11 protein-coding genes are annotated in these 11,669 nt (G+C 74.4%); 5 read left to right on the plus strand and 6 right to left on the minus strand.

Annotation, left to right across the window (positions count from 1 at the left end; all coding sequences use genetic code 11):
- Positions 1-523 precede the first annotated feature (523 nt).
- Positions 524-1,252 carry an SDR family NAD(P)-dependent oxidoreductase gene (locus FHX81_RS33420; RefSeq protein ID WP_141982511.1) on the plus strand — a complete coding sequence of 243 codons (729 nt, stop codon included), beginning with the start codon at positions 524-526 and terminating at the stop codon, positions 1,250-1,252.
- 114 nt (positions 1,253-1,366) lie between these two features.
- On the opposite strand, the gene FHX81_RS33425 is transcribed toward FHX81_RS33420, so the two are convergent.
- The 4 genes from FHX81_RS33425 to gabT form a co-directional block, all read right to left on the minus strand.
- Positions 1,367-1,882 carry a lytic polysaccharide monooxygenase auxiliary activity family 9 protein gene (locus FHX81_RS33425; protein ID WP_141982512.1) on the minus strand — a complete coding sequence of 172 codons (516 nt, stop codon included), beginning with the start codon at positions 1,880-1,882 and terminating at the stop codon, positions 1,367-1,369.
- Between the two features lie 510 nt (positions 1,883-2,392).
- Entirely contained in the window at positions 2,393-3,022 is a 630-nt protein-coding gene (locus FHX81_RS33430; protein ID WP_141982513.1) for a hypothetical protein, read from the minus strand.
- Between the two features lie 147 nt (positions 3,023-3,169).
- Positions 3,170-4,597, minus strand: coding sequence for an aldehyde dehydrogenase family protein (locus tag FHX81_RS33435; protein WP_141982514.1), 1,428 nt, complete (start codon positions 4,595-4,597; stop codon positions 3,170-3,172).
- Positions 4,594-5,847 carry a 4-aminobutyrate--2-oxoglutarate transaminase gene (gene gabT, locus FHX81_RS33440; RefSeq protein WP_141982515.1) on the minus strand — a complete coding sequence of 418 codons (1,254 nt, stop codon included), beginning with the start codon at positions 5,845-5,847 and terminating at the stop codon, positions 4,594-4,596. Before gabT ends, FHX81_RS33435 begins: the two co-directional genes overlap by 4 nt.
- A gap of 81 nt (positions 5,848-5,928) precedes the next feature.
- Between gabT and FHX81_RS33445 the strand changes: the two genes are divergently transcribed.
- The 4 genes from FHX81_RS33445 (at position 5,929) to FHX81_RS33460 (ending at position 9,925) form a co-directional block, all read left to right on the plus strand.
- Positions 5,929-7,197: a PucR family transcriptional regulator gene (locus FHX81_RS33445; protein WP_141982516.1), complete on the plus strand. Its 1,269-nt coding sequence runs from the start codon at positions 5,929-5,931 to the stop codon at positions 7,195-7,197.
- 51 nt (positions 7,198-7,248) lie between these two features.
- Positions 7,249-7,716, plus strand: a complete 468-nt coding sequence (locus FHX81_RS33450) for a hypothetical protein (RefSeq protein ID WP_141982517.1) — start codon at positions 7,249-7,251, stop codon at positions 7,714-7,716.
- Between the two features lie 108 nt (positions 7,717-7,824).
- Positions 7,825-8,313, plus strand: a complete 489-nt coding sequence (locus FHX81_RS33455; protein ID WP_141982518.1) for a hypothetical protein — start codon at positions 7,825-7,827, stop codon at positions 8,311-8,313.
- A gap of 277 nt (positions 8,314-8,590) precedes the next feature.
- The gene (locus FHX81_RS33460) at positions 8,591-9,925 is read left to right on the plus strand and encodes a serine/threonine-protein kinase (RefSeq protein ID WP_141982519.1); all 1,335 of its coding nucleotides are present in this window, start codon (positions 8,591-8,593) and stop codon (positions 9,923-9,925) included.
- Positions 9,926-10,047: 122 nt separating this feature from the next.
- On the opposite strand, the gene FHX81_RS33465 is transcribed toward FHX81_RS33460, so the two are convergent.
- Together FHX81_RS33465 and FHX81_RS33470 are read right to left on the minus strand one after the other, a co-directional pair.
- A complete protein-coding gene (locus tag FHX81_RS33465; protein WP_141982520.1) occupies positions 10,048-11,004 on the minus strand; it encodes an LLM class F420-dependent oxidoreductase in 957 nt (318 codons plus the stop codon).
- 8 nt (positions 11,005-11,012) lie between these two features.
- Positions 11,013-11,660 carry an HAD family hydrolase gene (locus FHX81_RS33470; RefSeq protein WP_141982521.1) on the minus strand — a complete coding sequence of 216 codons (648 nt, stop codon included), beginning with the start codon at positions 11,658-11,660 and terminating at the stop codon, positions 11,013-11,015.
- Between the last annotated feature and the right edge of the window lie 9 nt (positions 11,661-11,669).

Raw genomic sequence — 11,669 nt, forward strand, 5'->3', positions numbered from 1 at the left:
CCACCTCACGACGAGTCCTATAGCTATTCAACTTCGGACCACCTCCTTCCTCGTGTACCACGAACCTATGCGAGCTCCGGCGGGCCTCGCAACGCAAATTCCGGCGGGTGGTGACCCTCACGCCCGGAGCGCCGGGCACGAGCCTCCCTCGTCGGGGTCGATCGCCGTCTCGGGGACTCGCCGAACCGGGCACCACGCGCACACCCGAGGCGACCGGGCGGGCCCTGGCCGCGCGCCGCGAGCCGGAGCGGTGCCGACGTCGGACGTGGTGCCGATGGCCCCGGCGGTGGGGTTGTGGCCGGCACGGGCCCCGCGCCGGGCCGTCGACGGCAGCGAGGGCGTCACGGCCCGCGCGCACCGCCCGGGCGCCGCCGTCCCGGCCCCAGCGGGTGGCAACTCGTCCCGGTCCCCCCGGACTCCTCGGTGTCGATCTGCCGGATTCGTCGTAGGGCCTGATTCGTCGGCACAGCGCCGAGTCCGATTCCCGCCGGACCGGAATCGGTTGCGGCGGCACGATCGTGGCATGAACTTCGACGGCAAGGTCGCCCTCGTCACGGGTGGCAGCAGGGGTATCGGTGCGGCTATCGCGGTGCGGTTGGCGGAGTTGGGCGCGGACGTCGCGATCACGTACCGGAACGAGCCCGGTGACGTGGTGGACCGGGTGAAGGCGCTCGGGCGGCGGGTGGTGGCGGTTCGGGCGGACAGCGGTGACGCGGAGGCGGTGGTGGCGGCGGTCGAGGAGGCCGTGGCCGTGCTGGGGCGGTTGGACGTGCTGGTGAACAACGCGGGCGAGTTCATCGTCGGGCCCGTGGAGGAGTTGGGGGTGGCGGAGTTCGACCGGACGTTCGACGTGAACGTGCGGGCGGCGTTCGTGGCGGTGAAGGCGGCGTTGCCGCACCTCGGTCCGGGCGGTCGGGTGATCGCCATCGGCAGCAACGTGTCCGAGCGGGCCGTGTTCCCCGGGTTCTCGCTGTACGCGGCGTCGAAGGCGGCCTTGGGCGGGATGACGAAGGCGTTGGCGCGCGAGTTGGGGCCGCGCGGGATCACGGTGAACCTGGTGCACCCCGGTGCGACGGACACCGCCTCGAACCCGGCGGACGGCGCGGGGGCGGACGTGGTGCGCGGCTTCACGGCCGTGGGGCGTTACGCGGAACCGGCGGAGATCGCGGCGGCGGTGGCGTTCCTGGCGTCCGAGGAGGCCGGGTACGTGACGGGCGCGCAACTCCACGCCGACGGCGGCTTCACCGCCTGACCCCCGCCGCGGGAGTCCTGCGTCCAGGACCCGTGAGGTCGACGCTCAGCGCCCGGTGAAGGCGCGCTGGGCGTTGGATCCGGGGTGCGCGAACGCAGGACTCCCGCGGTTCGGTCAGCTCGCGTTCACGTCGATGCAGGCGTAGAACGCGTTGGAGGTGTCACCGATGTTCCAGATGGCGAGCACGGTCTGGCGGCCCGTCGCACCCAGGTTCACCGTGTGCGACACGGTGGCCGGGGGTTGCTGCATGCCGCCGTCGAAGTAGCCGACCCGCCTGCCGCCCACGTAGTACTCGTAGTTGGCGGTGCGGTGCCGAGCGGTGAAGGTCCAGTTGAACGTGACGGTCTGGCCGGTGCTCGCGACCTTCCAGCCCTTGGAGTTGTCGTTCAGCTCGGCGAACCGGGCGACGCCGCCGTTGCAGCTCCGGAGGCCTTTGGGGCCTTCGACGCTCTGCGGCTCGTACTTGATGTCGCCGCACGGCACCAGGCCGCGGGCGCACTGCGCCTGCCTGCTGGCGGGCGACGAGACGTACCCGTGCGCGAACGCGGGCGCCGAGGGCAGGGCGACCGTCACGAGCGGCGCGGCGAGCACGCCTGCCGCCACCGCGGCGATCCTTCGGCGGAGTGACATGTGGACTCCTCTGATCGGATGGGCGGAAACGCTTGTGGCGAACGCCAACCCGAGTGCGCTGGGTGGAGCGTTCACCCAAACGCGGCGGCAGGTCTAGACCATACTCTCTGTGATTGCCCCGTGACAACCATCAACCTCCGATGGTCCTCGGACGGAACGGACCCGCGCGGGTGTGGGAAATGACCTCGATGGGCCACGAACGCAGCGCGCGGATCGATGCGGTGAGCCTCCCCGCGGAACCCGTGGCGGTGATCGGGCGGCTCGGGCCCGGGACGAGCCGGCTCGGAGCCGGCTACCGCGGCCCCGTCCGGCGCGTGCCGGAGGCGGGCGCGGAGAAGTACCTGATGTCGTCCGCGATCCCCGTGCCGGCCAGGCAGCTCGACCAGGCCCTCGCACCGGCTGCGGCTCGGCGACGGCGCCGTGGCGCGACCGGGGGTCGAAGCGGGCCCGGAGCCGAGCGCTCCCCGGTAACCGTGCGAGCCCTCCGCCCGGCAGCGACCGGTATCCCGGTCAGCGGCCCGGGCGCAGCACCCGCTCGACGTGCGCGCGCAGCTCGTCGAACCCCAGCACGGTGGTCAACGGCGAGGTGGCGATCGCGGTCGACCGCTCGTCCGCGCTCTCGGCGATGGCGTCCGCGGTGCGCCCGCTGCCGCGCAGCACGACCAGCGGCCGGTTGCGGCCCAGGCTGTGCTCGGCGTCGTCGAACGTGATCGGACCGCCGTTCACCAGCACGGTCAGCGACGGCTCCGGCCCGGCGACCACGTCCGCCACGTCGGCCAGCCACGGCGACTCGTCACCCCACGCGTCACCGGGCACGAGCACCAGGTGGGTGTGGTTCGGCTCGAACTCGTCCAGGTCCACCGCGACCTCCGCGGCCACCCCGACCAGCGGGAACGCCCCCCCTGCCGCCGCCCGCGCCCGACCGACGGCCCGCATCACGCCGACGTCCGTGCCACCGTCCACCACCACCGCGCCGCACGCGTCCAGCAGCGGCACGAGGTCGCGCAGCACCGGCACGAGCGCTTCGAGGTCGCCGCCCGCCATCCCGCCCGCGCCGCCGACCAGCACCAGCACCGGCCGCCCGGCCGGCAACCCGGCCGCGGTCAACCCGGCCTTCGACGTGACCCGAACCCTGTCCACGATCGGCGACCGTACCCGCGCACGCGCCGTACCACCGCGTTTCCCCAGCGTGGCCGGCGCGGGCGCGGGGGCCCGTCGGACGCGGCAGGACCAGCCGCCGGGCGTGGTCGAGGTCGGCGGCGACCGCGACGACGACCTGCCCGAGCGCTACAACTCCAACCCGGTCAGCACCAGAACCCGAGCTTCGGTCAGGTCCTCCATCGCCGCCCGCACCCCCTCACGGCCCGTGCCCGACTCCTTGACCCCGCCGTACGGCATCTGGTCGGCCCGGAAGCTCGGCACGTCGCCCACGATCACCCCGCCCACGGCCAGTCGCCTGGCCGCCCGGAACGCCACCCGGACGTCGTGCGTGAACAGGCCCGCCTGCAACCCGAACCGCGAGGCGTTCACCCGGTCGAACGCCTCGTCCACCGACGGCACGCGGTCCAGCACCACGACGGGGCCGAACACCTCCTCGTCCACCACCTTGCACCCCGGCGGCACGTCGGCCAGCACCGTCGGCTCGTAGGCCGCGCCCGAGCGCCGGCCGCCGGTCAGCACCCGCGCGCCCGCCGCCACGGCCTCGTCGACCCACGCCTCGACCCGCCGGGCGGCCGCCTCGTTGATCAGCGGGCCGACGTCGGTGGCCGGGTCGGTCGGGTCGCCCGTGCCGAGCTTGCGCACGTGCGACACCACCGCGTCGGCCAGCGCCGGGTACACGTCCTCGTGCGCGTACACGCGTTGCACGGAGATGCACGACTGCCCGCCCTGGTACATCGAGAACGTGGCGATCCGTTGCGCCGCCCGGTCCAGGTCCGTCCAATCCGGACAGACGACCGCCGCCGCGTTGCCGCCCAGCTCCAGCACGACGTGCTTGCGCGGCACGCGGTCCAGGATCGAGTAGCCCACCGGGCCGGAACCGGTGAACGACACCACCGGCAGCCGGGGGTCCTCGGCGAGCGCGCCCGCCACCTCGTTGGGCACCGGCAGCACCGACCACGACCCGGCGGGCAGGTCGGTCTCCGCCAGCAGCTCGCCCAGCAGCAGCGCGACCAGCGGCGTCGCCGGCGCGGGCTTGACCACGATCGGCGCGCCCACCGCCAACGCGGGCGCGACCTTGTGCGCCACCAGGTTCAGCGGGAAGTTGAACGGCGCGATGCCGAGCACGGGACCGCGCGGCGCCCGTCGCACCAGCGCCAGCCTGCCGTCCGCCGCCGGGTCGGTGTCCAGCCGCTGCAGCTCGCCGGAGAACCGGCGCGCCTCCTCGGCGGCCCAGCGGAACGTCGACACCGCGCGGGCGACCTCGATCCGCGACCACTTCACCGGCTTGCCGGACTCGGCGGTGATCAGCGCGGCCACCTCGTCCGCGCGTGCGGCGAGCCGGCGGGACACGTGGTCCAGCGCGGCGGCCCGCGCGTGCGCGGGCAGGGCGGCGAAGTCGTCCGCCACGGCGTGCGCGGCGGCGACGGCCCGCTCCACGCCCTCGGCGGTCGCGTTCGACGTCACGCCCGCGAGCGCGCCGTCGTGGGGTGTGCGGATCTCGACCAGGTCCTCGCTCGTCGCGGGCTCGCCCGCGACCCAGTGCGGCGTCGTCACCGAATGGCTCCTTCAAGCACGTCCAGGCCTTCGGCCAGCAGCTCGTCCGGGATGACGAGCGGTGGCAGCAGGCGGATCACGTTCCCACGGGTACCGCAGGTCAGCACGACCACCCCGGCCGCGTGGCAGGCGGCCGCGACCCGGCCCGCGACCTCGGCGGAGGCCAGTTCGACGGCCAGCATCGCGCCGCGACCGCGCGCCTGCGCCACGTCGGGCAGGGCGCGCAGGCGGGGCAGCGCGGTCGCCTCGATGCGCCGGGCGGCGGCGTTGAGGTCCAGCTCGCGCATCGTGTCGAGGGCGGCCAGGGCGGCGGCGCAGGCGATCGGGTTGCCACCGTAGGTGCCGCCGAGCCCGCCCGCGTGCACGGCGTCCACCACGTCCGCGCGCCCGGTCACGGCGGCCAGCGGCAGGCCGCCCGCGATGCCCTTCGCCATCGCCACCAGGTCCGGCACGACGCCTTCGCGGTCGCACGCGAACCAGTCGCCCGTGCGGCAGAAACCGGTCTGGACCTCGTCGGCGACCAGCAGGACGCCGTGCGACCGGCACCAGTCGGCGAGGGCGGGCAGGAACCCCGGCGCGGGCACGACGAAACCGCCCTCGCCCTGGATCGGCTCGACCACCACGCAGGCGACCTCGTCCGGTCGGTCGATCGCGGCGACGGCGCGGCGGGCCGCCTCCTCGCCGGTCAGGCCGTCGTGCAGCGGGTAGGAGCCGGGGACGCGGTGCACCTCGGGCGCGAACGGGCCGAAGCCGTGCTTGTAGGGCACGTCCTTGGCGGTCATCGCCAGGGTGAGGTTCGTGCGGCCGTGGTAGGCGTGGTCGAGCACCACGACGCCGGGCCGCCCCGTGGCGTGCCGGGCGATCTTGACCGCGTTCTCCACCGCTTCCGCGCCGGAGTTGAGCAGGACCGAGCGCTTGGCGTGCCCGCCGGGGGTCAGCTCGGCGAGCCGCTCGCACACGTCCACGTAGCCCTCGTACGGCGTGACCATGAAACACGTGTGGCTGAACCGGTCGACCTGCTCGTGGACGGCGCGGGCGACGCGCGGCGCGGGGTTGCCGACGCCGGTCACCGCGATGCCCGACCCCAGGTCGATCAGCCGGTTGCCGTCGACGTCGACCAGCAGACCGGGCTCGGCGTGGTCGACGAACACCGGCAGCACCGAGCCGACGCCCGCCGCGACCGCGCCCTCGCGCCGTCCGGTCAGCTCGCGTGACCGGGGTCCGGGGATCTCCGTGCGCAGTCGGGCCATGGGTCCAGCATCGACCCGCGCGGGGACGGGCGACAGTGTCCACAGTGGCGATCGGGTGGGAGTGGGCTGTACACAGTGTCCATGGCGTTGACGGTCGGGCGGTTGGCCCGGGAGGTCGGGCTCCCGGTCCTGGTGGACGCGGGGCTGGACCGGGTGGTGGCGTGGGTGCACAGCACCGAGCTGGCCGACCCCACGCCGTTCCTGGAGGGCGGCGAGCTGCTGCTGACCACCGGCATCGCGCTCGGGCCGCACGGCGGGTACGTGCGGCGGCTGGTGGCGGCGGGCGCGGTGGGCCTCGGGTTCGGCACCGGGTTGAGCCACGACCGCGTGCCCCCCGACCTGGTCGAGGTCGCGCGGGACGTCGGGTTGGCGTTGCTGGAGGTGCCGCGGGCCACGCCGTTCATCGCGATCACCAAAGCCGTGTCGCGGGCCGTCGCGGCGGACGAGTACGCGGCGCTCGCGCGGGCGGGCGCGGCGCAGCGCTCCCTGACCCGGGCCGCGGTCGGGGACGGCCCGCCGGGCGTGGTCCGGCGGTTGGCCCGGCTCCTCGACGGCGCGGCGGCGTTGCTCGACCCGCACGGCACGCCGGTGCACGTGGTGGGCTCGCTGCCCGACCTCGCCGGGCACGTGCGGCGGCTCGCGTCGTCCGGCGGGCCGGCCGGCGCGGCGTGGCAGGACGGGGAGCGGCACGTGGCCATGCAGGTGCTCGGGCGGCGCGGGTTCCTCGCCGTCGCGGCGGGCGGGCCGCTGGACGCGGGCGTGGTCAACGCCGCCGCGTCGCTGCTGACCGTGGCGCTGGCCAGGTCGGACGAGGTCGACGCGGTGCGGCGGGAGCTGCGGGAGGCGCGGATGCGGCTGGCGCTGGCGGGCGTGCCGGTGGCGGGGGTGCCCGAGGGGCCGTTCCGGGTGTTCGTGCTGCGCGAGCCCGCCGAACCGGACGGGTTCTGGGCGGAGGTGGACGGGCGGGTGGTCGTGCTGGCCCGCGCGGTGGACGTGCCCGCGCACGCGTCCAGCCCCGTGGACGCGGGCAGCGTCGCCCGCGGTTACCGCGAGGCGCTGCGGGCGCGGGAGGCGGGCGTGGCGACGTTCGAGGAGGTCGCCGGGGCCGGTCTGCTGGCCCCGGACGCGGCGCGGTTCGCCGCCGCCCTGCTCGCGCCGCTGGACGACGTGCTGCGCGAGACGCTGCGGGTGTGGCTGGCGTGCCACGGGCAGGCCGACCCCGCCGCGACCCGGCTGGGCGTGCACCGGCACACCGTGCGCAACCGGCTCCAGCGGGTGGAGCGGCTGCTGGGGCGGTCACTGGAACCCGCGGGTGTGCGCGCGGAGCTCTGGCTCGCGCTGCACGCCTGACCGTACGCTGGTCGCACACCGCCGCAGACCGCTCCTCCCGAGGGGGATCTCTTGGCGCGCTTCCGCTTGCTCGCTCACGCGGGCGGTGTCCTGACCGTCACCGCGCTCCTGCTCGCCGCGGTGTTCACCAGCCCGGCGAGCGCCTGCATCTGCAACCCCGGCAACGAGGCGTTGCGCTACCAGCAGGCCACCTACGTGTTCTCCGGCGTGGTGGTCCACGAGAAGGTCGAGCGGTCCGTGTACCGGTACACGGTCGAGGTCGACACCGAGTACAAGGGCGACGTGCCCCGCCGGGTCCACGTGCTGACCCAGCGGAACCACTCCTGCGGCCTCACCCTGACCGTGGGCGAGGCGTACCTGGTGTTCGCCACGGGCGACGTGTCCGACCGCCGCGTGGAGACCGACCAGTGCAGCGGCATCCGGCTCGCCGCGGGCGGCCCGCCGACGACCACGGGCCCGGCGGTCACCACCACGACGACCGCGCCACCCACGACACCCTGCGCGACGGCGACGCCGTGAATCCGGGTCGGAGACCACCCGGCTGGGTGGTCTCCGACCCGGCACGGTTGACCGTACGCTGAGCTGACACCGCCGCTGACCACTCCTTATGTTCACGAGGGGGATCTTTTGGCGCGCTTCCGATCCTCAGTCCACGCGGCCGGTGTCGTCACCGTCACCGCCGCCCTGCTCACCGCCGTGCTCACCACGTCCGCCAGCGCGTGCAGCTGCCTGCCCGGCACCGAGGGGCAGCGCTTCTACCAGGCGAGCCACGTCTTCGCCGGGGTCGTGCTCGGCGAAGCGCTGGAGGCGGGCGACCCGGCCACGAGCTACGACGACAAGTACCGGTACGCCGTGGCCGTGGGTCGGGAGTACAAGGGCGACGTGCCCGACCGGGTCGACGTCCTCACGACCACCACCGGCTCGATGTGCGGGATCAGGCTCTCCGTCGGCGTGGAGTACGTCGTGTTCGCTCACGGCGACTCGGCCGACGGCCGGGTGGAGTCGCACCTGTGCAGCGGCACCCGGCCCGCCTCGGCCGGCCCGCCGGTGACGACCCTGCCCTCCAGCAGCACCACGACCCCGCCGACGACGACCTGCGCGACCGCCACCCCGTAACGGGTGACGATCTACGTCCGACCGTGCATCGAAGCTCACTCGACCGGGTGGTCTTCGACGCACGGCCGGCCGGTTCGTCACCCTCTGCCGGCCCGATTCTCGTAGGCTTCGCCCGGTGTGGGTACGGCTTCGGCACCCCGAAGAAACGGGTGGTTTGTGACGGGCGGGCAACGGGTAGGTGAACCCGGATCGGCGAACGGGGTGGCTGGCCCCACCCCGGGACCGGTACCTTCCGGCGTCCGGGCCGACGTCGTCGACACAGCGGAGGTTCAACCGGATGTGGGACGGTGACCTGACCGGGGAAGTCGTCGACGACCGGTATGCCCTGGGCAACCTGTACGGGTCGGGCGGCATGGCCGAGGTGTACCGGGCGGTCGACCGGCGGCTCGACCGCAAGGTCGCGATCAAGTTCTTCCTGGGCCAGGCCTCCGGCGAGGACCGGATCCGGCTCGACCGCGAGGCGCGGGTGCTGGGCGAGCTGCGGTGCCCCGGCCTGGTCGAGGTGTACGGCACCGGCAGCTTCCGCGGCCGGCCCTACTTCGTGATGCAGCCCGTCGAGGGCGGCACGCTGCGCCGCCGGATGCGCGGCGCGATGTCGCCCGAGGTGGTGGCCGCGATCGGGGCGCAGATCGCCGGCGTGCTGGCCCACGTGCACGCCAACGACGTGGTGCACCGGGACGTGAAGCCGTCCAACATCCTGCTCGACACGGCCGGGCGGCGCGCCTACCTGGCCGACTTCGGGCTGGCGCTGCAGGGCCAGGTCACCCGCGTGACCAAGTCCGGCATCCTGGTCGGCACGGCCGGCTACCTCGCGCCCGAGCAGGTGCGCGGCGGCGACGTGCTGCCGGCCGCCGACGTCTACGCGCTGGGCCTGGTGCTGCTGGAGTGCCTGACCGGACGGCCCGAGTACCCGGGCGGCGACACGGAGGCGGCGCTGTCCCGGCTGCACCGGGAGCCGCGGATCCCGACCAACCTGCCCGCCCCGTGGACCGACGTGCTGACCGCGATGACCGCGTCCGACCCGGCCAAGCGACCGTCGGCGGCGGAGTGCGAGCGGCTGCTGACGCAGGCGCAGCGGGCGAGCGCGGGCCTGTCGCCGCTGGCCGAGGTGGCGGCGGTGCGGCGGGTCGGGGTCGCGGAGCACGAGCCGGAGCCGAAGACCGGCAACCGGGCGCTGCTGGTGGGCGCCGCGGCCGCGGCGGCGGTGCTGACCGTGCTCGGCGTGCTGCTGCTGGGCGACCAGAGCACGCCGGAACACGGCGACCGCGCCGTTCGGCCGACGACCAGCGGCGTGCCGGAGCCGGTCGCCGACGAGGCGCGCAACACCGGGGTGGCGGTCGTGCCGGGGGAGGAGCCGTCGACGGTGACCGTGGTGCAGGGCGCGTCGCCGGAGGCGCCACCGGCCGGGAACACCGGGAACACCGGCGGCGACACGGCGGTCGGAACCACCCCCACCTCCACCACGACCGCGCCGACGACCACCGCGGCCCGGGAAACCGAGGTCCGCCTGCCGTCGCACGCGCCGGTCGTGATCGTCCCCGACCCGGGGGCGTCCAAGGTGACCGGCCCGCCGACGTCGAAGACCCGCAGCGGCTCAAGCGGCAAGGGCTGACCCGCCGGGCGGCGGAGGTCCGGCGGATCGACGCGGATCCGCCGGTGGACGAAAGGCCCGCCACAGGTCGGGCCGGGGTGTGAGCGCGGGCCGGGCCGGTGCCGCCCGGCCCGCGCGGCCCGTCAGCGCAGGGCGGGGAGCAGCTCGCCCTTGGCGAAGTCCAGGAACTCCCGCTGGTGGTCGCCGCCGATCTGCACCAGCGCCAAGTCGGTGAAGCCCGCCTCGCGGAACTTCGCCACCGCCTCCACCACCGGGCCGACGTCCGGGCCGCACGGGATCTGCGCGGCCACGTCCTCCGGTCGCACGAACTGCGTCGCGCCCGCGAACCCGGCCGTGCCGGGCAGCTCCGAGTTGACCTTCCACCCGCCCGCGAACCAGCGGAACTGCTCGTGGGCGCGTTCGACGGCCGCGTCGCGGTCCGGGTCCCAGCAGATCGGCAACTGGCCGATCTTGCGCGACCGCCCGCCCTGGAAGACGTCCCACTCCTGGCTCAGCGCCGCGTCCGGCTCGGTCGCCACCATCGCGTCGGCCAGGGGCGCGAACGTGCGCACCGACTGCCCGCCCGACACCGCGACGGCGATCGGCACGCGCTGCTCGGGCAGGTCCCACAGCTTCGCCGAGTCGACCCGGAAGTGCTGGCCGGAGTAGTTGACGTACCCGCCGTCGAACAGCTGCGAGATGATCTCCACGGCTTCGCGCAGCAGCTCGTGCCGCACGTTCACCGGCGGCCAGCCCCGGCCGACCACGTGCTCGTTCAGGTTCTCCCCGGCCCCGATGCCCAGCGTGAACCGGTTGCCCGACAGCAGCTGCACGGTCGCCGCCTTCTGCGCCACCACGGCCGGGTGGTAGCGCACGGTCGGGCAGGTCACGTAGGTCATCAGCTCGACCCGTTCGGTGGCCTGCGTGACCGCGCCCAGCACGCTCCACGCGTACGGCGCGTGCCCCTGCTCGTCCAGCCACGGCGAGTAGTGGTCGCTCATCACCTCGAAGTCGAACCCGGCCTGCTCGGCCAGCCCCGCGTGCTCGACCAGCTCGCGCGGCCCGGCCTGCTCGGTCATGAGGGTGTACCCGATCCGCACGATTCCTCCTACGCCATCGGCAGGTCGGTGAGGTCCGCCCGCAACTCGTCGAGTCCTTCGTAGACTGCCGATGCCCCGGCCTCCCGCAACTCGGCCTCGCCGAAACCACCCGTGCGAAGGCACACGACCGGCAACCCGGCACGCGCGGCGGCGGCGCAGTCCCACACCGAGTCGCCGATCACGACGGCCCGGCCGCCGCCGTCGACCCGCTTGAGCGCCACCTCGATCAGGTCCGGCGCGGGTTTGCTGTCCTCGACGTCGTCCGACGAGGTCGACGTGATGCCGGACGCGTCGATCAGCTTCACGTAGTGGTCGACGTGGTGGCGCTTGCCCGAGCTGGCCAGCACGACCGCGAAGTCCTGCTCCAGCGCCGCGGCGACGAGGCGGTGCGCGCCCTCCAGCGGCCTGATCTCGGCCAGCATCGGTTCGAACGCCGCCTCCCACGCCTTGCGCAGGTCGTCACCGTGCTGGCGTTCCACGTGCTCGCCCGCGACGGCGGCGACGAGCTTGTCGCCACCCATCCCGATGGCGCGGTGCAGGCGCCAGGTCGGCACGGTGAGGTCGAAGCGCCGGAACGCGCGGTACCAGGCGACCGCGTGGTGGTAGTTGGTGTCCACCAGCGTCCCGTCGACGTCCAGGACGAGCGTGTTGGTCATGCGGCCTGG

Origin of the sequence: Saccharothrix saharensis (assembly GCF_006716745.1) — a bacterium.
GTDB lineage: Bacteria > Actinomycetota > Actinomycetes > Mycobacteriales > Pseudonocardiaceae > Actinosynnema > Actinosynnema saharense.